Source organism: Bordetella genomosp. 7 (assembly GCF_002261265.1).
GTDB lineage: Bacteria > Pseudomonadota > Gammaproteobacteria > Burkholderiales > Burkholderiaceae_B > Bordetella_A.
In genome coordinates this window covers 313,246-336,780 of record NZ_NEVK01000006.1, presented here as the reverse complement: position 1 = coordinate 336,780, position 23,535 = coordinate 313,246, and the positions used below count along the sequence as shown (strand labels likewise).

Below are 23,535 nucleotides of genomic sequence, written 5' to 3'. Positions count from 1 at the left end.
GGGAGTATGAACATGCTGATACGCAAACTGGGCTTCGCCGCCATGATGCTGGTTCCCGCCGTCGCGCCGGCGGGCCCGGCGCCCGATCTGGGCGCGCGCCTGGCCGACGGCTATGCCAGGCCCGCCGTCACCGCACTGGCGCAGCAGGCCGTTGAACTCCATCAAAGCCTGGACACATGGTGCGGCAAGGGCGGCGGCCCCGAAGGCGCGCCGGCGGTGCGCCAGGCATTTCGCGACACGGTGCTGGCCTGGTCGGGCGTCGAGTTCCTGCGGTTCGGGCCGCTGGTGCAGGGCAATCGCTTTGAACGCCTGGCGTTCTGGCCCGATACGCGCGGCGTGATGCAACGCCAGGTGCGCGCGCTGCTGGCCGAGGGCGATGCGGGCGTGTTGCAGCCCCAGGCCCTGGCGGGCCGCAGCGTTGCGCTGCAGGGCCTGCCTGCCTTGGAATATGTGCTGTATGACGCGCCTGGCCTGCTCGACGCGCCGGCGCAGCCCGATCACGCATTTGCATGTCGCTACGCGGTAGCAGTGGCGGGCAACGTTGCCGACGTATCGCGCGAACTGCAACAGGCCTGGAGCGCGCAGGGCGACTTCGGCAGGCAGTTCACCCAGCCTTCGGCCGGCAACGACCTTTATCGCTCGCCGCAGGAAGTCGCCGCCGAAGCGGTCAAGGCATTGTCCACCGGGCTGCAGTTCGCACGCGACGTCAAGCTGCTGCCCGTGCTGGGCGATTCGGTGCAGGCCGCCCGGCCCAAGCGGGCCGCATTCTGGCGCAGCGACATGACGCTGCCGGCGCTGGCGGCCAGCCTGCGCGGCATGCAGGCGTTTTACCAGGCTGGAGCATACCGGTATGCCGATGGCGAAAGCTGGATCGAGGCCTCGCTGAACGGCGAGCTGGCTCGCGCAGCCGCCATTTTCAGCGAGGCGGATGTTCCGGTGGCGCAGGCGCTGGCTGACCAGGCCGGCTGGCAACGCCTGGCCCTGGCCGGAATGATCCTGAAAAATGCCAAGGACATTGTCGACCAGCACATGGCTCCCGCGCTGGGAGTCGCCATTGGATTCAATGCGCTCGATGGTGATTGACCGCCGCCGCTTTCTTGCGCTGGCCACTGCCGCCGGCCTGGCGCCCGGCGTGGTGCAGGCGGCGCAGCAACAGGCGCTGTATCTGGCGGCGCGCCGCAGCGCCGGGCGCTACGAAGCCGTGGTGCTGAATGCACGGGGCCGCGACCTGCAGATCGTGCCCATGCCGGCTCGCGGCCACAGTTTCGCGCTCGATCCGGCGCGCGGCCGCGCGGTCGTGTTCGGCCGCCAGCCGGGCTTTTTCGCCGTGGCTTTTCGTCTGGATGGCGCCGAGCCGCCGATGCCGCTGCAGGCAGCCCAGGGCCGCCACTTCTTCGGGCACGGCGTATTCCTGCCCGACGGGCAACGCATGGTGGCTACGGAAAATCATTATGAAGCCGGCTATGGCGTGCTGGGCGTGTATGACACCTCGCCCGGCGGAAACTTCCGGCGTATAGGCGAATTCGAAACCGGCGGCATCGGACCGCACGAAGCCGTGCTGCTCAACGACGGCCGCACCGTGTGCGTGGCCAACGGCGGCATTCTTACTCACCCGGATTACGGCAAGCTCGAACTCAACCTGGATACGATGCGGCCTTCGCTGGCCTACGTGGATGCGCAAGATGGCCGCCTGCTGGAACAGGTCGAGCTGCCTGCCGAATATCATCGTTTGTCGATACGCCATCTGGCCGTGGCGGCCGATGGCGCGGTGTGGTTTGGCTGCCAGCATACCGGCCCTGATTCCGAGCGGCCGCCGCTGGTGGGGCGGCATCGCCGCGGACGCTCGCCCGAGTTGTTCGCCGGCCCCTCTGAAGTGCTGCGCGGTTTTCGCAATTACGTGGGCTCGGTGGCCGTGGATCCGGCCGGCCGCGTGCTGGCCACCAGCAGCCCGGTGGGCGGGCAAGTGGTGTACTGGGATACCGACGGCGGCCGCTGCCTGGGCGTGACTCGCCTGGCCGACGGTTGCGGTGTGGCGCCCCTGGCCGAGGGGCGTTTCCTGGTCAATAGCGGCCTGGGAGCGTTGGTCCGGGCCGGACCGGGGCTGCCCGGCGACGCGGTGCTGCCGCCGTCCGCCTCGATATCGTGGGATAACCATTTCCGCAAGGTATAGCGTTATTCTTGCGAGCGTCGCCGTGGCCGGCGCCCGCGCTCATCTGATAAATTCTTCCGCGTCTGTGATCAGGCTCGGCGAGTTGCCGGGCCTGCATGGCACCGCATAGGTTGGAAGCTCCATGAACGAATACCTGGTAAGTCTCGAAACAGTTTTGCCGCGGCTGGCCGACGGCGCCATCAATATTGTCCTGGCGCTGGTCATCCTGGTCGTCGGCTGGTGGATATCGGCCCTGCTGGGTCGCTGGGTGCGGCGCGCCGCCACCCGGTCGCCGCGCATCGATCCCACTATCGTGCCCATGTTCTACACCGTGGTGGTGTGGGCGGTGCGCATCTTCACCGTGATCGCGGTACTGGCGCGCTTCGGGGTGCAGACGGCCAGCCTGATTGCCGTACTGGGCGCGGCCGGCCTGGCCGTGGGCCTGGCTCTGCAGAACACCTTGCAGAACATTGCGGCGGGCATCATGTTGCTGATGCTGCGTCCGCTGCGCGCCGGCGAATACGTGGCCTTGAGCAGCGGCACCGAAGGCACGGTGGCCGAAGTCGGGCTGTTTCTGTGCCGCCTGGTGCAGGCCGACGGCATACAGATCACGCTGCCCAACAGCGTGGTGTGGAACGCCACGATCACCAACTACAGCCGCAACACGACGCGGCGCCTGGATATTCCGGTAACGGTGCACTACGACGACGATCTCGATGCGGCGCTGCAACGCCTGACGGAGATCGTCGGCAGTCATCCGCTGGTGCAGAAGGAACCGGCGCCGCAGGTCAAGGTTGTCGAATACAAGGACAATGGCACGGTGGTCAACGTGCGCATGTGGTGCAATGCCGCGCAATACTGGGACCTGCGCTGGGATTTGTTCCACCAGATCCGCCTGACAATGAGCCAGTCCGGCTTCAAGCCGGCGATTCCCATCCGCGAGATCCAGGCGGCGCCGCAGAAAGAAGGCGGCGCGCCGGCCGCCTGATTCAGGCGCGCAGCGAAAGGCGCGCCAGTTCGGCGTTGATCCAGCTGGCGATCTCGCGCTGGCGCGGCGCCGGCATGCGATCGATGATGGCCGTGACGCTGATGGCCAGAATCGGCGCGCCCTGCGGGTCCAGCAGGGCGCAGCCCACGCCCAGCGCACCGCGCACCGCATGGTTGCCCACTACCGAATAGCCGCGCGCCCGGGTGTTTTCGATCAGCCTGCGCATTTCGTGGGGCGTCATGCCGCCGTATTCGTCCAGGTAGCTGGCGTTTCTTTCGATGATGCCGTGGGCCACCGGGTCGGGCAGGGCGGCCAGGATCGCCATGCCGCCCGAGCCCACGCCCAGGGGCTGCCGCTTGCCGGCATAGGTGGCCAGGATCTGCACGGGGTAGCCGCCGATCTCGCGGTGCAGGCTGACTGACTCGTCGCCTTCGCGCACCACCAGAAATACCGCGTCGCCGGTGCGTTCGGCCAGTCGGCGCAAGATGGGCAGGGTTTGCGCGACGCGCGGGTCCGGCGTGGTCGAGTCGGCGATGGCCGACCACTGCGCACGGTATTTCTTGGTGCCAGGGATGGCCAGCACGAGACCGGATTCCATCAGCGCGGCCAGCAGGCGATAGACAGTAGGACGCTGGATCGAGGTCAGGCGAGCGATGTCCGTGACGCTCAGCCCCGCGGCGCCCTGGTCGCGCAGCGCGGCCAGTACGGCCAGCCCGCGGCGCAAGGTGCGCGGACCGGAAGATTGATCTGCAATCGACATGCAACTCTCGAGTAAAGCATGAAAAGTAGGGGAACTGGGTACGAGGCGGTATCCAAGTGTCCGCACAATGGACTCTACCTTGCCTTAGGCCGCTTGCCTAGTGGAAAATCGGCTGCCGAACAAAATCTAGTATGTCCGTACAACGGACAGCTTGGCCTGTCCGTACCCCGGACCATTTCTACAGGAGACTCTGATGGCCCAAGGTCACAAAACCCGCTTCCTGCGCCACGCCGCGACGCTGCTGGCCGGCGCCGTGGGCGCGCTCGCACTGGGCGCAAGCGCGCAGGCAGCCTATCCAGAAAAACCGGTGCATATCGTGGTCGGCTTCTCTGCCGGCGGCACCACCGACGTCATCGCCCGCATCATGGCCAAGGAACTCACCCAGGAGCTGGGTCAGTCGTTCGTGGTCGAGAACAAGCCGGGCGCGGGCAGCAACATCGCCACCGATTATGTCAGGCGCGCTGCGCCCGACGGCTACACCTTGCTGTTCGTGGCCGTCACCAGCGCCATCAACCAGACGCTGTACAAGAACGTATCGTTCGACCTCACCAAGGATTTCGCGCCGGTGGCGCTGGGCGCCAAGGTGCCCAATGTCCTCGTGGTCAACTCTGAAGTGCCGGTGAAGTCGGTGCAGGAACTGGTGGATTACGCCAAGGCCAACCCCGGCAAGCTGGCGTTTGCATCTTCGGGCAGCGGCACTTCCATCCACATGGCGGGCGAACTGTTCAAGCAGCGCACCGGCCTGGACGTGCTGCACGTGCCCTATAAGGGCAGCGCTCCTGCGGTAACCGACCTGATCGGCGGGCAGGTGCAGTACATGTTCGACAACATGCCCTCGGCCTGGCCGCACGTCATGGGCGGCAAGCTCAAGGCGCTGGCGGTCACCACTGCCAAGCGTTCGCCCACCGCGCCCGACCTGCCCACCATGCAGGAAGCCGGTTTCGATAACTTCGACGTGTCGTCCTGGTTCGGGCTCATCGCCCCGGCCGGTACGCCCCAGGAAGTCATCGACAAGCTGAACGCCGTGATCGTCAAGGCGCAAGACAACCCCGACGTGCAGAAGGCCTTCGCCGGCCTGGGCGCCGTCGGTGAAAAGACCACGCCGGCCGAGTTTGGCGTGTTCATCAAGTCGGAAGTCGAGAACTGGGCCCCGGTCGTCAAGGCCTCGGGCGCGCAGGTCGACTGAAGCACGCGGCGCCGCCGGGCCGCGGGCGTCGTCCCGCGCCCGGGCGGATCTGTCCGAAAAGCCCCCTGCAAAGGGGGCTTTGTCATTCCGGACGTAGTCCCGAACGGGCCGTCCCCAACCGGCCGTCCCGAACGGGCTTTTATTTTTTGCGCAACATGGCCGTGCATACCCCGCGCAGCATGTCCACCTCGTCGCGCGTCAGCGCGCACCGGCTGAACAGGTGGCGCATGCGCGGCATCAGCTTCTTGGGGTGGGCGCGGTCCAGGAACTGCACGTGCACCAGCGCTTCTTCCCAATGCGCCAGAAAGGCCTGCACGGCCTGGCCGGTGGCCGGCGCTGCGCCAGGATCGGCCTGCTGCGCCGCAGATACGGGCAATAGCGGCGCGGCGGCGGCCTGCAGCAGCGCATAGCGCAATTCCCAGGCCGCCAGCTGCAGGGCCTGCGCCACGTTCAGAGAACTGTATTCGGGGTTGGCCGGAATGTGGCAGATGCGGTGGCACAGGGCAATCTGCGCGTTGGTCAGCCCCGCCCGCTCGGTGCCCAGCACCACCGCGGTGCAACCTGTGCCGGGGGTGGCCAGGTGGCTGCTGGCCAGCAGGGCGGCCTGGCGGATATCGCAGGGCGGGGGGCCCAGGTCGCGCACGCGGGCGGTCAGGGCGAACGACAGCGTAACAGGCGCCAGGGCCTCTTCCAGCGTGGCGCACACGCGGGCCCGCTGCAGGATGTCGCTCGCGCCGCTTGCCAGCGCTACCGCTTCGGGCTGGGTCGTGATGTCGGGGTAGCGGGGCTCGACCAGCACCAGCTCGGAAAAGCCCATGGTCTTGATGGCGCGCGCGGCGGAACCCACATTTCCGGGGTGGCTGGGCTGCACCATAATGAACTGAACACGTGAAAAGGCTTGAGTCATTTAAAATGCCGAGTTTGGCTTAACGCTTTCCTGGTTTTTGGGGTCGTTGCCGCGCCGCTGTACCGGTGCGCGGCAAGGCCGCCCGGGTGGCGGCCCTTACCGCATACGTACGGAATCTTATGCACCCGATGCTCAATATCGCCATCAAGGCGGCCCGGCGTGCCGGCACCATCATCAACCGTGCCAGCCTCGATTTGGAACGACTCAGCGTGGCTCGCAAGGGCCCGCGCGATTATGTCACGGAAGTCGACCGTGCCTCGGAAGAGTCCATTGTAGAGACCTTGCGCACCGCCTATCCCGACCACGCCGTGCTCGGCGAGGAGTACGGCCTGCAAGGCCCGGAACAGGCCGAGTTCCAGTGGATCATCGACCCCCTGGACGGCACCACGAACTTCATCCACGGCCTGCCTCACTATGCCGTGTCCATCGCGCTGGCGCAGCGGGGGCAGATCACGCAGGCAGTGGTCTACGACCCGTCGCGCAACGAGCTATTCACCGCCAGCCGGGGCAGCGGCACCTTCCTGAACGACCGCCGCGTGCGGGTCTCGGGCCGTACGCGCTACAGCGAAGCCCTGCTGGGGGCGCACTGGCCCAAGTCGGGCGACATCGACGCCGGCGGCGGCCGCTTCCGCCAGCTGGCCGAAGGCAGCACCGGGGTGCGCCGCCTGGGCTCCACGGTGCTGGACCTGGCCTATGTGGCGGCGGGCCGCATCGACGGTTTCTGCGGGGTGCGGCTCAAGCCCTGGGATCTCGCCGCCGGCAGTTTGCTGGTGCAGGAAGCGGGCGGGCTGGTCGCCGACTTCGACGGCGAGCAGGGCTGGCAAGATTCCGGCAACGTGCTGGCCGGCAGCCCCAAGATCTTCACCCAGATGCTCGCCGCCCTGCAGCCCAGGCAGGCCTGAATTCGGCGGCGCGGCGTGCCGCGGGCCATGGCGCCCCGGGGCGCGCCGCCCGCGACAACGCCGCCGGCGTCGTTAAAAATCGACACGTTTCCCGGCGCGATCTGCCGGCAAGTCGCCCGCATGTGACGTCAAATCCGGGTACGATTGGCGGTTTCGCAACTTTTGGAGCACTCGATGGAGTGGCTGCAGGATCCCGCCGCGTGGGTCGGCCTGCTTACCTTGGTCGTTCTCGAGATCGTCCTCGGGATCGACAACCTGATCTTCATCGCCATCCTGGCCGACAAGTTGCCGCCGGCGCAGCGCGATCGCGCGCGCATCGTCGGGCTGTCCCTGGCCCTGCTCATGCGGCTGGGCCTGCTTTCAGTCATGTCCTGGCTGGTCACCCTGACCGCTCCCTTGTTCTCCATCGGGCCTCTTACGTTCTCCGGACGCGACCTCATCCTGCTTGTGGGCGGGCTGTTCCTGTTGTTCAAAGGCACGCTTGAACTCCACGAAAGGCTGGAAGGCGGCCATGCGACCCAGACGTCGGGGCCGCGCGTGTATGCCAGCTTCTGGGTCATCGTGCTGCAGATCGTGGTGCTGGACGCGGTGTTCTCGCTCGATTCGGTGATCACTGCGGTAGGCATGGTCGACCACCTTGCCATCATGATGATCGCCGTCACGGTAGCCATCGGCGTCATGCTGCTCGCGTCCAAGCCGCTGACCCGCTTCGTGAACGCGCACCCCACGGTCGTCGTGCTGTGCCTGGGTTTCCTGCTGATGATCGGCTTTTCGCTGCTGGCGGAATCGTTCGGCTTCAAGGTGCCCAAGGGCTACCTGTATGCCGCCATCGGCTTTTCGGTGGCGATCGAGGCGCTGAACCAGGTGGCGCGGCGCAATCTGCTGCGCCTGGATGCTACGCGCCCCATGCGCGAGCGCACGGCATCGGCGGTGCTGCGCATGCTGGGCAAGCGTCCGCCGGACGGCGAAGAAGTGGTGGCCGCCAATGCGAGCGGCCCCGCCGTGCCTGCGTTCGGCGTCGAGGAACGCAACATGGTCAGCGGCGTGCTGACGCTGGCCGAACGCTCCATCCGGTCCATCATGACGCCGCGCACGGATGTGTCGTGGGTCAATATCGACGACGACGCCGACACGATCCGCCGCCAGCTCACCGAGGCGCCGCACAGTTTCTTCCCCGTGTGCCGCGGTTCGCTTGACGAGGTCATCGGCATCGGCCGAGCCAAGGACCTGGTGGCCGACCTTATCACCGAGCAACGCCTGCGCCGCGATCGCCTGCGCGACCCGATCATCGTGCACGAATCCATCGGCATCCTGCGCCTGATGGATACCCTCAAGCGGTCACGCGGCCAGCTGGTGCTGGTGGCCGACGAGTTCGGCGCGATAGAAGGGCTGGTAACCCCCATCGATGTATTCGAAGCCATCGCCGGCGAATTCCCCGACGAGGACGAAACGCCCGATATCACCCCATTGCAAGACAACGTCTGGAGGATCGACGGCGCGGCCGACTTGCATCACGTCGAGCAAGTGCTTGAAACCGAAGGCCTTATCGACGATTCGCAAGACTATTCCACGCTGGCGGGTTACCTGCTTGCGCGATTCGGGCACCTGCCCGAGCCCGGTAACGCGTGCGACTACGACGACCCGCATCATCACTTCCGCTTCGAGGTGCTTGAACTCGACGGCCGGCGCATCGCGTCGGTGCGGGTCGAGCGCCTGCCCCTGGCCTCCGCCGAAGCCGAAGAACCCGTCGACAGCCATTGACCCCAACCGCGACCCAGCAAATTGTGACTGACAGCACGCTACACCTGATCAAGGCATTCTTTCTTGGCATCCTCGAAGGGCTCACCGAGTTCATCCCGGTGTCCAGCACAGGGCATCTGATTCTGGTGGGTGACTGGATCAGCTTCGAATCCAGTTCGGGCAAGGTGTTCGAGGTGGTGATCCAGCTGGGCTCGATCCTGGCAGTGATGTGGGTGTTCCGGGCCAGGCTCTGGCAATTGATCCGCGGCACCCTGGCCGGCGTGCCGGTCGAAGTGGCGTTTACGCGCAACCTGGCCCTGGCGTTCCTGCCGGCCGCGGTCGTGGGCGCCATTTTCATCAGCAGCATCAAGCAGATTTTCTACCATCCCGGCGTGGTGGCAGTGACCCTGGTGCTGGGCGGCCTGGTGATGCTGTGGGTAGAGCGCAAGGCGCATCATACGCCGGGCGACGCGCCCGGTGCGGCCGACGACACGGCATCCGACGAGCGCGCCACGGCATTCTCGCTCGAGCAGATCACCTGGAAGCAGGCGTTGGGGGTGGGGGTGGCGCAGTGCGTGGCGATGATACCCGGCACATCGCGGTCCGGCGCCACCATCATCGGCGGCATGATCGCCGGCATCCAGCGCAAGACCGCTACCGAGTTTTCGTTTTTCCTGGCCATGCCCACCATGCTGGGCGCGGCCACCTACGACATGTACCGCAACATCGGCCTGCTGACCCAGCAGGACCTGTCTGCCATCGCGGTAGGGTTCATCGCCGCTTTCCTGAGCGCGCTGGTGGTGGTGCGGGCCGTGCTGCGGTTCGTGGCCAACCACACCTACAAGGGCTTTGCCTGGTATCGCATCGCCCTGGGAATCGTCGTGGCAATCTGGCTGCTGGGCAAGTAACCTGGCGGGGCCGCCACAAAGGGCGGCGCCAGCGCCGCCCTTTGAGTCAGGCGGTTTCCAGGTCGTAAAGAACCGGCCCGTCGCGGTCGATGACCAGCCAGCCTCCGCGTGGCGGCTCGGCGTGGTCGCAGTCCCAGTCGGGCAGCACCCAGCGTTCGCGGCGGCGCCCATCGACCATCAGCACGTGGCGGCCGGGCCGGTGCGTGTGGCCGTGCACCATGATGTCCACGCCGCCGGCGCGGAAGGCGTCTTCCACGGCCCGCGGATTCACGTCCATGATCTCGGCCGACTTCATCTGGTTGGCAGCCTGGCTTTCGCCCCGTGCCTGCTGCGCCATGGCCAGGCGTTCGGGAATGCTCTTGGCCAGGAACTGCGCCTGCCAGCGCGGATCGCGCACCATGGCGCGAAACTGCTGGTAAGCGGCGTCGTCCGTGCAGTATTCATCGCCGTGGCTGAGCAGGATGCGGCCGTAGTCGGTTTCCAGCAGCGCCGGATCGGGCAGCAAACGGCCGCCCACGGCATCGGCCAGACCGGCCCCCATCAGGAAGTCGCGGTTGCCGCGCCCCAGCCAAACGGGGATGCGGGCGGCCGTGTGTTGCAAGGCGCGCAGCGCCTGGGCCAGCCATGGAGGAGCGGCCTGTATCGTGTCGTCGCCGATCCAGGCGTCGAAAATATCGCCCGGCAGGAGCAGGGCGGCCGCTTCATCCGCCGCGGATTCCAGAAACCCCACGAAGGCCTCGGCCGTGGCCGGCGTGGCCGGCCCCAGGTGCACATCGGAAGCCAGCCATATCGGGCCCCGCAATGCAACGTTATTCAACGACTTCGGCCTTTTCGATGATCACGTCTTCGGTGGGCACGTTCTGGTGAAAGCCGCTGTTGCCCGTCTTCACGCCCTTGATCTTGTCGACCACGTCCGTGCCTTCGGTGACCTTGCCGAATACGGCATAGCCCCAGCCGTTGGGCGTGGGCGCAGTGAAGTTCAGGAAGTCGTTGTCGGCGACGTTGATAAAGAACTGGGCCGTGGCCGAGTGCGGGTCGCTGGTGCGCGCCATGGCCAGCGTGTACTTTTCATTCTTCAAGCCGTTGTCGGCTTCGTTCTCGATGGGAGCCTGGGTGGGCTTTTGCTTCAGGCCCGACTCGAAACCGCCGCCCTGGATCATGAAGCCATCGATGACGCGATGGAACACCGTGCCGTTGTAGAAGCCGCTGTTGACGTAGCCGAGGAAGTTCTCGACAGTCTTGGGCGCCTTTTCTGCGTCCAGGGTAATGACGATTTCGCCCTGGTTCGTTTGCAGTTTGACGCGGGGAGTGGTGCTCATGGGTTTGGTGCCTTCTGAGGTGGTAGGGTTGGAAGAGGCGGCCGGCTGTGCGCCGGCGGGCGCCGGCATCATCGTGGCCAGCGCGAAGGTGCACGCCAGCAGGCGCAGCATACGTAGATGAGGGTAGCGCGAAATCATCGTTGTTGGCTTTCCTTCAGCAGGTTTTCGATTTCACGTGCCTTGGCATCCATGCCGGGCACGCCCTGTTTTGCGGCATTGCGATAAGTGCGCAAGGCCATCATCAGCTGGATGTCGCCCATGTTGGCGCGCGCATCGGGGTAGTCGGGGTTGGCGCGCAACGCCATCTGCAAGGCGTCGTGGGCCTGGTCGAGATCGCCTTGCTTGGCGTACAGCGCGGCAAGATTGTTCCAGGGCTCGGGCAGCTCGGGAAACCGCGCGGTCATCTCGGTGTACATGGCGATGGCCTCGTCGGTGCGGCCCAGCGCCGCCAGGGCGCGCGCATGCTGGAACATAAGCTGCACGTCGGTGCCGCGCTGGCCCGCGATCTCGGCCTCGCGCTTTTCGATCATCTGCAGCGCTTCTTCGTTGCGGCCCTGGTTGAGCAGGCGCTCGATATGGCTGGTGATTTGCGAAGGCGTGGGATCCAGCCGGGTGTCCACGTTCGGCTTGAGCGCCTCGAGCAGGTTGGCCAGCGCCTTCCAGCCGCGTTCGGGGGGCGGCGGATCGAGTTTGGTGAGCCCGGTGCCGCTCGCGTTGGGCAGCGCGTCTCCGCCGCCCATTGCCTGGCCCCATGCAGCGCCGCCCGAAAGGGCGGCAAGCGCCACGGCCAACAGGGTGTTGCGGTAAAGGTGATTGATGGTCACGAGGGCATCCGTTAAAAATCGGCCCGGCGCACCCGGCGCGCGTCGAGGCCGCTTGCTATACTTGACGACCGCCATTTTAGCCCCGGTTGCGTTCTGGCTTCACTAGAACCGAAGCGCCAGGGCACGGAGCGGCCTGGCTTGGTCCATGCCGCATTTAGCCGGCGCCAGGCGCGCCGGCGCGGACGCCCCATGGGGCACGCACCGCAACATCTCGAGGCCAGCCTAAGCGTCATGCTGCATATCTACAATACGTTGTCGCGTACTAAAGAACCATTCAAGCCGGCCCGGCCCGGCCAGGTGCGCATGTACGTTTGCGGCATGACCGTGTACGACTACTGTCACCTGGGGCATGCGCGCATGCTGGTGGCCTTCGACGTGGTGCAGCGCTGGCTGCGCGCCAGCGGACTGGCCGTCGACTATGTGCGCAACATCACCGACATCGACGACAAGATCATCCGGCGGGCCGTGGAAACCGGGCGCCGCATCGGCGAGGTTACCGAATACTATATCGCCGCCATGCATGCTGACGAGCGCGCCCTGGGTGTGCAGCCGCCCGACCGCGAACCGCGCGCCACCCAGTATGTCGGGCAGATGCTCGACATCATCCGCCGCCTGGAAGAAAAAGGTCTGGCCTATCGTGCCGACGACGGCGACGTCAACTATGCCGTGCGCGGCTTCGAAGGCTACGGCAAGCTCTCGGGCAAGGCGCTCGACGACCTGCGCGCCGGCGAGCGCGTGGCGGTGGCCTCGGCCAAGCGCGACCCGCTGGACTTCGTGCTCTGGAAGGCGGCCAAGCCCGACGAGCCCGAAGACACCAAATGGCAGTCGCCCTACGGGCTGGGACGCCCCGGCTGGCACATCGAGTGTTCGGCCATGAGCCACGCGCTGCTGGGCTTGCCCCTGGACATCCATGGGGGCGGCCCGGACCTGAAGTTTCCGCACCACGAAAACGAAATCGCCCAGACCGAAGGCGCGTTCGGAGGCATGCTGGCCAACATCTGGATGCACTGCGGCCCCCTGATGGTCGACGCCGACAAGATGTCCAAGTCGCTGGGCAATTTCCGCACCATCCGCCAGACCATCGCGCAGGGCGAGGCGCCCGACGGCCAGGCCGACTACACGGTCAACCCGCGCGAAGCCGAGATGCTGCGCTTTTTCATCGTGCGCAATCACTACCGCAGCCCGCAGAATTACACGCCCGACAACCTCGTCGACGCGCAGAACGCCATCGACCGCCTGTACCAGGCGCTGTCCAACGTGGCGCCCGATGACCAGGGCGTCGATTGGCACGAGCCTCACGCCCAGGCGTTCAAGGCGGCCATGGACGACGATTTCAATACGTCGGGGGCCATGGCGGCGCTCTTCGAGCTGGCTTCCGATGCCAACCGCACGGGCGGCGCGCGCAGCGCCGGCCAGCTCAAGGCATTGGGAGCGGTGCTGGGGTTGTTGCAGCAAGATCCCGCCCAGTACCTGCAAAGCCCCACGCGCTATTCGGCAGCCGGGCTGGCACAGGCCGAGGCGCCCGCGGCCCGGCTCGACAACGCCCAGATCGACGCCCTGGTCGCTGCGCGCGCCGCTGCCAAGCAGGCGCGCGACTACGCCGAGGCCGACCGCATCCGCGCCACCTTGCGCGAGGCGGGCATCGAACTCGACGACAAGCCCGGCGGCCACACGCAGTGGCGGCGCGCCTGAGGAAGACCGCCGACATGCCCGCCGCCGACATCGCCGCCAAGCCGCCGTATTGGGAAGAAGCGGTCGCCCATCTCATGCGCCGCGACCGCATCCTGAAAAAGCTGATCCCACAGCATGCCGAAGCCTGGCTGACTTCGCGGGGCACGCCGTTTATCACGCTGGCGCGCGCCATTGTGGGGCAGCAGATCTCCACCAAGGCAGCCGACGCGCTGTGGCAGCGTTTGCTCGACACCGTGGGCAAGCGTCCCACGCCCGCCGGCGTGCTGGGCCTGCAAACTGCGGATCTGCGGCAGGCTGGCCTGTCGCAGCGCAAGTCCGAGTACCTGCAAGATCTTGCCGTCCATTTCAGCGAACGCCGCGTGCATCCCGAAAAATGGGCGGCCATGGACGACGAGAGCGTCATCTCGGAACTGGTGTCCATTCGCGGCATCGGCCGCTGGACGGCCGAGATGTTCCTCATTTTCAATCTGCAGCGGCCGGACGTCCTGCCGCTGGACGATCTGGGATTGCTCAAGGCAATCTCGCTACACTACTTCAGCGGAGAACCTGTCTCGCGCTTCGAGGCCCGCGAGGTCTCGTCCGCGTGGCAGCCCTGGCGTACCGTGGCGACCTGGTATTTGTGGCGCAGTCTGGAAACCAAGCCGGTTGCCAACTGATACGCCGGGCGCCCAATAACGGAACCTTACTTCATGCGCAATACATTCCTTGAATTCGAACAACCGCTGGCCGAGCTTGAAAACAAGATCGAGCAGCTGCGCTATGTACAGGCTGATTCCGCGGTGGATATTTCCGACGAAATCGGCCGCCTGCAGCAGAAAAGCCAGACGTTGGCCAAGGAAATCTACGGCAAGCTGACACCCTGGCAAACCGCGCTGGTGGCACGCCATCCGCAGCGGCCCTATACGCTGGACTACGTGCGGGAAATCTTCACCGACTTCCACGAATTGCACGGCGACCGCATGTACGCCGACGACCAGTCCATCGTGGGCGGGCTGGCGCGGTTCAACGGCGCGGCTTGCATGGTGATCGGGCACCAGAAAGGGCGCGACACCAAAGAGCGGGCCGCGCGCAACTTCGGTATGCCGCGCCCCGAGGGCTATCGCAAAGCCCTGCGGCTGATGCGGCTGGCCGAAAAATTCAACCTGCCGGTGTTCACGTTCGTCGACACCCCCGGCGCCTACCCGGGCGTGGGCGCCGAAGAGCGCGGCCAGTCCGAGGCCATCGGCCACAACCTGTACGCCATGGCGGAACTCAAGGTGCCCATCATCGCCACCATCATCGGCGAAGGCGGCTCGGGCGGCGCGCTCGCCATCGCCGTGGGCAACGCCGTACTGATGTTGCAGTACGCCACGTATTCGGTCATTTCGCCAGAAGGCTGCGCGTCCATCCTGTGGCGCAGCGCCGACAAAGCCTCCGACGCGGCCGAGGCCCTGGCCATTACCGCGCCGCGCCTGAAAGACCTGGGCCTGATCGACCGCGTGGTCAACGAGCCGGTGGGCGGCGCGCATCGCGACCCGCGCGTCATGGCGCGCCTGCTGCGTCGCGCCCTGGGCGATGCGTTGCGCCAGTTCCGCGGCATGACGCCCGATCAGCTCATCGAGCAGCGTATGCAGCGCCTGCTGTCATACGGCAAGTTCCAGGAAGTCCGCGGATAACCCGGCGCCTGGGCCGGGCCCGCAGGGGTCGTTTCCATGATGAAACCCGGCGAACCGCCCGGCACGGCCGGCCCGACCGACACGCGGGCGGCTGCCCCCGTCTTTCCGTCAGTGCCGCTTGCCCGCGCGCTGGCCTCGGCCCTGCAACCCCTGCAGGGCAGTGAGGCAAGGGTGGCGGCGGCCGTCAGCGGCGGCGCCGATTCGGCCATGCTGGCCGCCCACGCCGCGCCGCTGGCCCTCGAGCGTGGCATTGCATTGCAGATCTTCCATGTGCACCACGGCCTGCAGGCCGCCGCGGATGAATGGACGGGCAGTGTCCGCGAACTGGGCCGTATCCTGCAGCTGCCGGTGCACGTGGCGCACGTGCAGGTAGATGGCAACAGCGGCCTGGGCATCGAGGCCGCCGCGCGCAATGCCCGGTACGCCGCGCTCGCCGGGTTGGCCCAGGCGCATGGCGTGACGCATATCCTGCTGGCTCACCACCAGCGCGACCAGGCAGAAACCGTATTGCTGCGCCTGCTGCGCGGCGCCGGCCTGCAAGGCATGGCGGCCATGGCGCCCGCCATACAGCGCGATGGCCAGACCTATCTGCGGCCCTGGCTGGACCAGGATCGCGCCGAGATCCTGCGTGCGGCCCAGGCCTTCGCCGGGCGGCATGGCTGGCACCCCGTGCACGACCCCACCAACGCCGACCCGCGCTATACCCGCGCCGCAGTCCGCGAACTGCTGGGCCCGGTGCTCGATGCGCGCTGGCCGGGGTGGCAGGCCCGGCTTGCCGAGCATGCGCGCCATATGGCCGAGGCGGCCGCCATTGTCGAAGACGTTGCGCGCGCCGATCTGGCCGCGCTGCAGCCATCGGCCGACAACACCAGCTTCGCGCTGGCGCCGTGGCGCCAGCTTCCGCTGGCCCGCCAGGCGCAGGCGCTTCGCTACTGGCTGGCATTGAACGGGGCCGCGATGCCTACCGGCGCGCGCCTGGCCGATATGCTGCGCCAGTTGCGGCAGTTGCACAGCCTGGGCCACGACCGGCAGATGCGCGTGGCCCATGCCGGGCATGTCGTCCGGTGCCACCGCGGCAGGGTGTGGATCGAGCCGCGGCACCAGGGGCATCCGTAGGCGTGCTCTGCGCAAAATCGCGCCCCTGTTAAAATCGTGATCTTTGCCTGCCCAGTTGGGGGCGGGTTTCCAGCCAGAGCACGAGATGTCCCTGATCGTTCAAAAATATGGCGGTACTTCGATGGGCTCGGTCGAGCGCATCCGCAATGTGGCCCGTCGCGTTGCCAAATGGCACGCCGCCGGCCACCAGGTGGTCGTGGTGCCCTCGGCCATGGCCGGCGAAACCAATCGCCTGCTGGGCCTGGCCCGCGAAATTTCCTCGCAACCCGACCCCCGCGAACTCGACATGATCGCCGCCACCGGCGAACAGGCCAGCAGCGGGCTGTTGTCGCTGGCGCTGCAGGCCGAAGGCGTGCCTGCCCGCAGCTACGCCGGCTGGCAGGTGCCGGTGCGCACCGATTCGTCGTACACCAAGGCACGCATCAATTCCATCGACGATGCCCGCATTCGCGCCGACCTGGATGCCGGCAAGGTCGTCATCGTCACGGGCTTCCAGGGCGTCGATCCCGACGGACACATCACTACGCTGGGGCGCGGCGGTTCCGATACCTCGGCCGTGGCGGTAGCCGCCGCGCTGAGCGCGCATGAGTGCCTCATCTTCACGGATGTCGATGGCGTCTACACCACAGACCCGCGCGTCGTGCCAGAGGCCCGGCGCATGAACGTGGTGTCGTTCGAAGAAATGCTCGAAATGGCGTCGCTGGGCTCCAAGGTGCTGCAGATCCGTTCGGTGGAATTCGCCGGCAAGTACCGCGTGCCCACGCGCGTGCTGTCGTCGCTGACCGACCCGCTCATTCCGCTCGAAATCGAAATGACTTCGGGCACGCTGATTACTTTTGAGGAAGACGAAAAAATGGAAACCGCCGTTGTCTCCGGCATCGCCTTCAGCCGCGACGAAGCAAAGATCACTTTGCTGGCCGTGCCCGACAAACCCGGTATTGCCTATTCCATCCTGGGTCCCGTGGCCGCCGCCAACATCGACGTCGACATGATCGTGCAGAACCAGTCCGTGGCCGGCACCACCGACTTCTCGTTCACGGTCAATCGCAATGAATTCCAGCGCACCATCGAGCTGCTCAAGCGCGAGGTCGTGCCCGCCGTGCAGGCTCGCGAACTCGTCACCGACGACAAGGTCGCGAAGGTCTCCATCGTAGGCATCGGCATGCGTTCGCACGTAGGCGTGGCCAGCCTGATGTTCCAGACCCTGTCTCAGGAAGGCATCAACATCCAGATGATCAGCACGAGCGAAATCAAGACCTCGGTGGTCATCGACGACAAGTACATGGAGCTTGCCGTGCGCGCCTTGCACAAGGCCTTTGGCCTGGACCAGGCGCCGGCAGAAAAAGCCTGATCGACGTCGTGGTTTGCGGCCCCCGCACTTGCTGAGGGCCGGCAAAAGCGTGCTAGAATCGCAAATTCTTCGGAGACGTGCCCGAGAGGCTGAAGGGGCTCCCCTGCTAAGGGAGTATGTGGCCAAAAACTGCATCGTGGGTTCGAATCCCACCGTCTCCGCCAGAAGCAAAAAAAAGCCCTTGAAAAATCAAGGGCTTTTTTGTTTGCCGAGAGCTCAACGGCAGGTCGCTTATAGGCGTCTCCAGTCGTCTCGACACCACTGCCGAGACCGCTGCAAATCATGGTTCGGCCATGGTGCCCAAGGGTGCTGTTTGATGAGTCGCCCAAACATTCGGTTCTGCTGAGTCAATCTAATGACAAGCTCGCTGAGCGTCGCCTATAAAAAAAATAGCTGAGAAAAAGGCCCGCACGGTGCGGGCCCCCAAGGGTACGGGCGCGCGTCAGGCGCGCGTCTTTGGCGGCTTTTGCCGGGCCTGGCGCGCAATACGCAGGGAATCCACGACTTTGGTCAGCGCTTCGACCGAATACGGTTTCTGCAATAGTTCAAAGTCGGTGGGGCCGAATTCGGCCAGGATGTGGCTGTATCCCGTGGCCAGCACGATGCGTATGCCGGGCCACTTGGTATTGATGCGTTGTGCCAGCTCGATGCCATTGATTTCCGGCATGACGATGTCGGTGATGACGAGGTCGAAGCCGCCGTTGCACGCTTCGCAGGCTTGCAGCGCCGCGGTGCCGTTGGCAACCGTGGTGACCTTCTGCCCCAGGTCTTGCAGCAGGCTGGTGACGATCTCGTTGACTTCGGCGTTGTCTTCGACCAGCAATACGCGGTAAGTGGGGCGCAGCAGGGCGTCCATCGAGTCCGAATTCGGGCTCAACAGATCTTCGTATCCCAGCGGTTGGGCCACGGGCAGGTACAGCGTGAAGGTCGTGCCTTGGCCCGGTGCGCTTTGCAGGTCGACCAGGCCGCCCGATTGCATCACGAAACCCAGCACCTGGCTCAGGCCAAGCCCCGTGCCGCGACCGGGTTCTTTGGTGGTGTAGAACGGCTCGAATACGCGGTCGACAAGTTCCGGCGGAATGCCCGTGCCCGTGTCGGTGATTGCAATGGCCACGTGCAGGCTGTTTACTTCGGCGTGGTGCCGCGTGCGGGGCACTGCTTGCACTTCTTGGGCTTGGATGGTCACCGACCCGCCGTCGGGCATGGCGTCGCGGGCGTTGATCAGGATGTTGAGGATGCAGGTTTCCAGCTGGTTGCGGTCTGCATGAACATAGCAGGGCTCGGACGACAGCTTGTAGTGCATGTCGACTGCCGAGCCTTTGGTGGCATGTATCAGTTCTTTCATGCTTTCGATGCAGCCGCATACGTCGAACGTGACGGGGCGCAACGGCTGCTTGCGCGCATAGGCCAGCAATTGCCGCGTCAGATGAGCGGCGCGGTCGGCGGTGGAAGCGATGGCGTCGATATAGCCCTGGCGCTTGCGCTCGGTAAGGCCGGGTTGGCGCAGCAACTCTGCCGAGCCGCGTATCACCATCAGCAGGTTGTTGAAGTCGTGGGCGACGCCGCCGGTAAGCAGGCCCAGCGCCTCGAGCTTCTGTGAGTGGTGCAGCGCCTCGCGCGCCGCCCGTAATTCTTGCTCGGATTTTTTGCGGTCGGTGATGTCGCGCGTGATTTTGGCAAAGCCCAGCAGCTTGCCGTGCTGGTTGCGGATGGGGTCGATGACGACGCTGGTCCAGAATTGCGATCCGTCCTTGCGCACGCGCCAACCTTCGGACTCGTAGCGCCCTTCCTGGATCGCCGTGGCCAGGGCATGGGCCGGAATGCCGGCGGCGCGGTCTTCGTCGGTGTAGAAGCACGAAAAGTGCTTGCCTATGACTTCGTGAGCCTGGTAGCCCTTGAAGCGCTCGGCCCCGGCGTTCCAACTGCTGACATAGCCATCGGGGTCGAGCAGGTAAATGGCATAGTCCATTACCGCTTCGACCAGGAGTTGGTAACGGTAGGCCTCGTCCAGCTCAGTCAAGCTGCTGAGGTGTGCGCCCGACGTGCTCAATTTCGTTTCTGGTGGCATGGACGCAATATCAAGAGGTGAAATGACTTGCTTATCTTTTTAGTGACAAGGTTTGTATTATTAGGCGACAAATCAAAAAATAAATGGCGCCTCGCCACGCACGGCCGCCGAGTCCTTCGCGCATGGCTCATCGACATTACGAAACACTTCAAAGGCGAGGGCGCGCGGCAGTGCGCGGTAACGGGCCAAGGGCCCACTATAGAGGCGCTCGCCCCTGGCGGCAAACGCTTGTTTGGGCCGAGCGCTCGGGTCAGGCACGCAATTTGCAGCGACGCCCGCCCGAAGAGCCCCTTTGGGGCGACCTGACGAGGTGCATCATGGCGACGAGAACCATCTGGAAAGGCGCGATTTCGTTCGGACTTGTACACATACCGGTGGGCCTGCATACGGCGACCACGGATTCGGGCGTGGATTTCGACTGGCTGGACAAGCGCACGATGGACCCCGTGGGCTACAAGCGCATCAACAAGCGCACAGGCAAAGAGATCGACCGCGAGAACATCGTCAAGGGGGTGGCCTATCAGGAGGGCGAGTATGTGGTGCTGTCGCCGGATGAAATTGCAGAAGCCTACCCGCGCACCACCCAGACCATCGAGATCCAGCGTTTTGTCGACGCGGCCGACGTGTCGTTTGTGTACCTGGAGCGTCCTTATTACGTAGAACCCATCAACCGCGGCCACAAGGTGTATGCGCTATTGCGCGATACGCTGGCCAAGACGGGCAAGATCGGCATTGCGAAGGTGGTGATACAGACCAAGCAGCACCTGGCCGCGCTCATCCCTTCCGGGGATGCGCTGGTGCTGAACCTGATGCGATGGGGCGAAGAGGTCAAGTCCATGAAGGGGCTGGACCTGCCGGCGGTCGGCGCCAAGAACATGTCGCCCAGCGCGAGCGAACTGAAGATGGCCAAGATGCTGGTGGAAGATATGTCCGGCCCGTGGGACCCTGAAGAGTTCCGCGATGAGTTCCGCGAGACCGTCATGCAGCTGGTAGAGGCCAAGGCCCGCGCGGGGAAGACGGAAACCGTGATCACGCCCCAGGAAGACAAGCCAGCCTATGCCGACAATGTCATCGACCTGACCGAGTTGCTGCAACGCAGCCTGAAGGGCGGAAAAAAGGCCACGGGCGGCGCGCGCAAGAAGGCCGCCAAGACCACGGCCAACTCCGCCGCCAAGTCCGCCGCCAAGACCGCCGCCAAGACGGCGAAGAAATCCGCGCCCGCCAAGCGCGCGGCCAAGAAATCGGGCGCCCGGTCCGGCAAGTCGGGCAGCGCCCGCAAGGCGGCGTAAGCCATGGCCGATACGCTCAAGCGGTATCGCGACAAACGCGATTTCAAGGTGACGCCGGAGCCCGCCGAAGGCGGCAGGGCCAACGAGCAGTCGCGCGCCTTTGTGATCCAGAAGCACTGGGCGAGCCGCCTGCACTACGATTTCCGACTGGAACTGGGCGGTGCGATGAAAAGTTGGGCCGTACCCAAGGGGCCCAGCTACGACCCGTCGGTCAAGCGCATGGCCGTGCAGGTGGAAGACCATCCCATTGCCTACAACCAGTTCGAGGGCGAAATTCCCAAGGGGCAGTATGGGGCGGGCAAGGTCATCATCTGGGACGAAGGGGTATGGGCGCCGGTGGGAGACCCGCGCAAGGGATGGCGTGATGGACACCTGAAGTTCGACCTGCACGGGCACAAAATGCAGGGGCGCTGGGCCTTGATACGCCTGAAGGGCAGGGAAACCGAAAAGCAGCCGCCCTGGTTGTTGATCAAAGACCGCGACGAGCATGCGCGCGCCGAAGACGAGTTTTCGGTGGTGGACGAAATGCCCGACAGCATTGTTCCGCTGCGCAAGCCGGCCAGGAAGGCTGCCGGCCGTGCCCGCAACAAGCCTGCCGCGCGGGCCGCGGCCAGCACGGCCAGGCAGCCGCCGGCGAACGGCGGGCAGGGCGATGACGCCATCCCGGGCAAACCGGCGGACCTGCCGGCCGAGCTCAAACCGCAACTTGCCACTCTGGTGGACAGGCCGCCCGCGGCGGGCGACTGGGTCTATGAACTCAAGTACGACGGCTATCGTATCCTGGCCCGCCTGGAAGAAGGCCAGGCGCGCCTGTACACTCGCAACGGCCATGACTGGACTGCCCGCCTGCCTCACCTGGCGCGTGCCCTGGCCGGTATCAAGGTGCCTTCGGCCTGGCTGGACGGCGAGATCGTGGTGCTGGCCGACAATGGCATGCCCAGCTTCCAGGCGCTGCAGAATGCCTTCGACAGCGACCGTACGGGGGATATCGTCTACTACCTGTTCGACATGCCTTATGTGGCCGGGCGCGACATACGCGCTGAACCGCTGCACGCGCGGCGGGCGTGGCTGGGCCAGTTGCTTGCGGCGAACGGCGCCGTCTTGAAAGAAGCCGTCAGGTTCAGCGAGACGCTGGACGCCGCGCCCGGCCAGCTCGTGGCGTCTGCCTGCAAGATGGGGCTGGAAGGCATTATCGGCAAGCGACGCGACGCCGCGTATGTATCCCGGCGCAGCGACAGCTGGGTCAAGCTGAAGTGCGCGCAGCGGCAGGAGTTCGTAATAGTGGGATATACGTCGCCGCAGGGCTCGCGCGCCGGTTTTGGCGCGCTATTGCTGGCGGTGCACGACAAGAATGGCGAACTGCGCTATGCCGGCAAAGTGGGCACGGGTTTCGATACGCGCGGGCTCGAATCGCTGGCGCGGCGGTTGAATGAACTGAAGACGGACAAGAGCGCGCTTGCGGCCGGCGCCAAGGCGGCGCGCGGCGCGCATTGGGTCAAGCCGGAGCTGATCGCCGAGGTGTCATTTGCCGAATGGACCGCCTCTGGCCACGTACGCCAGGCGACCTTCCGCGGTTTGCGCGCCGACAAGCCGGCCAAGTCCATCGAGCGCGAGCGGCCCGTTTCCGCGCGCGCCGTCGAATCCGCTGCGCGGTCGGAAACCGGGCGCCGCGGGGAAGGGGCGGCGGGTCGAAAGGGCCGGGCCGCCGTCGGCAGTGCGGACAAGCCCGCCGCCCGCAAAGACGCCGCGCGCCTGTCCAGGCTGACCCATCCCGAACGCGTCATCGACACAACGTCGGGCCTGACCAAGCTGGACCTTGCGCGGTATTACGGCCTGGTGGCGCCGCTGCTGCTGGACCACCTGCGCCACCGGCCCGTGTCGTTCGTGCGGGCACCCTCGGGCGTGCAAGGCGAATTGTTCTTCCAGAAGCATCCCGATTTCGACACCATGCCGGGCGTGAAGGCGCTGCCGCGCGAGCTTTACCCCAAGCATCCGCCGCTGGCCGAAGTGGCGACGCCCGAGGGCATCATGTCCAGCGCGCAGATGAATGTGGTGGAGTTCCATACCTGGAACGCCGTCAAGTCGGCCATCGACAGGCCGGACCGCATGCTGTTTGACCTGGACCCCGGCGAGGGCGTGAAGTGGGCCTCGGTGCGGCAAGCAGCCGAGCTGGTGCGGGTGCTGCTGGACGAACTGGGCCTGGAGTCATGGCTGAAGACCAGCGGCGGCAAGGGCCTGCACGTGGTCGTGCCCTTGCGCAAGCAGTACGGCTGGGACGTGGTGAAAGACTTTTCGCAGGCGGTGGTGCAGCACCTGGCCAAGACAGTGCCCCAGTTGTTCGTGGCCAAGAGCGGCCCCAAGAACCGCGTCGGCAAGATCTTTGCCGACTACCTGCGCAACGGCTTCGGCGCCACGACGGTGGCCGCGTGGTCGGCGCGCGCGCGGCCCGGCATGGGCATTTCTGTGCCGCTGGCCTGGGACGAGCTGCCAGGCCTGGACCGCAGCGACCACTGGACGGTTGACAATGTGCACCAACGCCTGGATGTGGGTAATGAGCCCTGGGCAGCGTACCGGCCCCAGGCCCTGGGCCGGGCCATGAAAGCCCTGGGGTTCGAGCCGCGCTAGCGGCGCGGCCGGGCCCTTAATTGTCAACGCCAAGCTTGCGGAACAACCAAAAAGGG

The 23,535-nt window shown here is 65.6% G+C and carries 20 protein-coding genes and 1 tRNA gene; 15 read left to right on the top strand and 6 right to left on the bottom strand.

Annotated elements, in window-relative coordinates; genetic code table 11:
* Positions 1 to 12 precede the first annotated feature (12 nt).
* The 3 genes from CAL19_RS12425 (at position 13) to CAL19_RS12415 (ending at position 3,137) form a co-directional block, all read left to right on the top strand.
* Positions 13 to 1,083 (top strand): imelysin family protein, encoded by a 1,071-nt coding sequence (locus CAL19_RS12425; protein ID WP_081745735.1) that lies wholly within the window; start codon positions 13 to 15, stop codon positions 1,081 to 1,083.
* The gene (locus CAL19_RS12420; RefSeq protein WP_026640139.1) at positions 1,073 to 2,170 is read left to right on the top strand and encodes a DUF1513 domain-containing protein; all 1,098 of its coding nucleotides are present in this window, start codon (positions 1,073 to 1,075) and stop codon (positions 2,168 to 2,170) included. The genes CAL19_RS12425 and CAL19_RS12420 overlap by 11 nt, the downstream gene beginning before the upstream one ends.
* A gap of 121 nt (positions 2,171 to 2,291) precedes the next feature.
* Positions 2,292 to 3,137 carry a mechanosensitive ion channel family protein gene (locus tag CAL19_RS12415; protein ID WP_026640140.1) on the top strand — a complete coding sequence of 282 codons (846 nt, stop codon included), beginning with the start codon at positions 2,292 to 2,294 and terminating at the stop codon, positions 3,135 to 3,137.
* A gap of 1 nt (position 3,138) precedes the next feature.
* Here CAL19_RS12415 and CAL19_RS12410 read toward each other — a convergent pair whose 3' ends face one another.
* Positions 3,139 to 3,897, bottom strand: a complete 759-nt coding sequence (locus tag CAL19_RS12410; RefSeq protein ID WP_026640141.1) for an IclR family transcriptional regulator — start codon at positions 3,895 to 3,897, stop codon at positions 3,139 to 3,141.
* A 193-nt stretch (positions 3,898 to 4,090) separates the two neighbouring features.
* On the opposite strand from CAL19_RS12410, the gene CAL19_RS12405 reads away from it, so the two are divergent.
* Positions 4,091 to 5,083, top strand: coding sequence for a Bug family tripartite tricarboxylate transporter substrate binding protein (locus CAL19_RS12405; RefSeq protein WP_026640142.1), 993 nt, complete (start codon positions 4,091 to 4,093; stop codon positions 5,081 to 5,083).
* 139 nt (positions 5,084 to 5,222) lie between these two features.
* Here CAL19_RS12405 and CAL19_RS12400 read toward each other — a convergent pair whose 3' ends face one another.
* Complete coding sequence (locus CAL19_RS12400) at positions 5,223 to 5,990, bottom strand: RNA methyltransferase (protein ID WP_026640143.1); 768 nt, start codon at positions 5,988 to 5,990, stop codon at positions 5,223 to 5,225.
* Between the two features lie 119 nt (positions 5,991 to 6,109).
* On the opposite strand from CAL19_RS12400, the gene CAL19_RS12395 reads away from it, so the two are divergent.
* The 3 genes from CAL19_RS12395 (at position 6,110) to CAL19_RS12385 (ending at position 9,540) form a co-directional block, all read left to right on the top strand.
* Complete coding sequence (locus CAL19_RS12395) at positions 6,110 to 6,892, top strand: inositol monophosphatase family protein (protein ID WP_026640144.1); 783 nt, start codon at positions 6,110 to 6,112, stop codon at positions 6,890 to 6,892.
* A gap of 174 nt (positions 6,893 to 7,066) precedes the next feature.
* Complete coding sequence (locus CAL19_RS12390; protein ID WP_026640145.1) at positions 7,067 to 8,653, top strand: TerC family protein; 1,587 nt, start codon at positions 7,067 to 7,069, stop codon at positions 8,651 to 8,653.
* Positions 8,654 to 8,676: 23 nt separating this feature from the next.
* Positions 8,677 to 9,540 (top strand): undecaprenyl-diphosphate phosphatase, encoded by an 864-nt coding sequence (locus CAL19_RS12385; RefSeq protein WP_026640146.1) that lies wholly within the window; start codon positions 8,677 to 8,679, stop codon positions 9,538 to 9,540.
* Between the two features lie 46 nt (positions 9,541 to 9,586).
* Here the strand turns inward: CAL19_RS12385 and CAL19_RS12380 are convergent, their stop codons facing one another.
* The 3 genes from CAL19_RS12380 to CAL19_RS12370 all read right to left on the bottom strand — a co-directional run bounded on the left by CAL19_RS12380 (position 9,587) and on the right by CAL19_RS12370 (position 11,683).
* On the bottom strand, positions 9,587 to 10,357 hold the full coding sequence (locus tag CAL19_RS12380; protein ID WP_026640147.1) for a UDP-2,3-diacylglucosamine diphosphatase: 771 nt from the start codon (positions 10,355 to 10,357) through the stop codon (positions 9,587 to 9,589).
* Positions 10,350 to 10,859 (bottom strand): peptidylprolyl isomerase, encoded by a 510-nt coding sequence (locus CAL19_RS12375; protein WP_094797166.1) that lies wholly within the window; start codon positions 10,857 to 10,859, stop codon positions 10,350 to 10,352. The genes CAL19_RS12380 and CAL19_RS12375 overlap by 8 nt, the downstream gene beginning before the upstream one ends.
* Positions 10,860 to 10,993: 134 nt before the next feature.
* A complete protein-coding gene (locus CAL19_RS12370; RefSeq protein ID WP_026640149.1) occupies positions 10,994 to 11,683 on the bottom strand; it encodes a tetratricopeptide repeat protein in 690 nt (229 codons plus the stop codon).
* 231 nt (positions 11,684 to 11,914) lie between these two features.
* Here CAL19_RS12370 and cysS point away from each other — a divergent pair, with 231 nt between their 5' ends.
* The 6 genes from cysS to CAL19_RS12340 all read left to right on the top strand — a co-directional run bounded on the left by cysS (position 11,915) and on the right by CAL19_RS12340 (position 17,661).
* Positions 11,915 to 13,375: a cysteine--tRNA ligase gene (gene cysS, locus CAL19_RS12365; RefSeq protein WP_094796913.1), complete on the top strand. Its 1,461-nt coding sequence runs from the start codon at positions 11,915 to 11,917 to the stop codon at positions 13,373 to 13,375.
* A gap of 14 nt (positions 13,376 to 13,389) precedes the next feature.
* A complete protein-coding gene (locus CAL19_RS12360; RefSeq protein WP_026640151.1) occupies positions 13,390 to 14,031 on the top strand; it encodes a DNA-3-methyladenine glycosylase family protein in 642 nt (213 codons plus the stop codon).
* A gap of 33 nt (positions 14,032 to 14,064) precedes the next feature.
* Positions 14,065 to 15,030 carry an acetyl-CoA carboxylase carboxyltransferase subunit alpha gene (locus CAL19_RS12355; protein ID WP_026640152.1) on the top strand — a complete coding sequence of 322 codons (966 nt, stop codon included), beginning with the start codon at positions 14,065 to 14,067 and terminating at the stop codon, positions 15,028 to 15,030.
* Positions 15,031 to 15,159: 129 nt separating this feature from the next.
* Complete coding sequence (gene tilS, locus CAL19_RS12350; RefSeq protein ID WP_249276320.1) at positions 15,160 to 16,146, top strand: tRNA lysidine(34) synthetase TilS; 987 nt, start codon at positions 15,160 to 15,162, stop codon at positions 16,144 to 16,146.
* A gap of 85 nt (positions 16,147 to 16,231) precedes the next feature.
* A complete protein-coding gene (locus CAL19_RS12345; RefSeq protein WP_026640154.1) occupies positions 16,232 to 17,497 on the top strand; it encodes an aspartate kinase in 1,266 nt (421 codons plus the stop codon).
* 71 nt (positions 17,498 to 17,568) lie between these two features.
* A tRNA-Ser gene (locus tag CAL19_RS12340) sits at positions 17,569 to 17,661 on the top strand.
* A gap of 278 nt (positions 17,662 to 17,939) precedes the next feature.
* Here CAL19_RS12340 and CAL19_RS12335 read toward each other — a convergent pair.
* Complete coding sequence (locus tag CAL19_RS12335) at positions 17,940 to 19,565, bottom strand: PAS domain-containing sensor histidine kinase (protein ID WP_051423804.1); 1,626 nt, start codon at positions 19,563 to 19,565, stop codon at positions 17,940 to 17,942.
* 317 nt (positions 19,566 to 19,882) lie between these two features.
* On the opposite strand from CAL19_RS12335, the gene CAL19_RS12330 reads away from it, so the two are divergent.
* Positions 19,883 to 20,854, top strand: a complete 972-nt coding sequence (locus CAL19_RS12330) for a Ku protein (protein ID WP_026640155.1) — start codon at positions 19,883 to 19,885, stop codon at positions 20,852 to 20,854.
* Between the two features lie 3 nt (positions 20,855 to 20,857).
* Positions 20,858 to 23,479 carry a DNA ligase D gene (ligD, locus tag CAL19_RS12325; protein ID WP_026640156.1) on the top strand — a complete coding sequence of 874 codons (2,622 nt, stop codon included), beginning with the start codon at positions 20,858 to 20,860 and terminating at the stop codon, positions 23,477 to 23,479.
* Positions 23,480 to 23,535 lie beyond the last annotated feature (56 nt).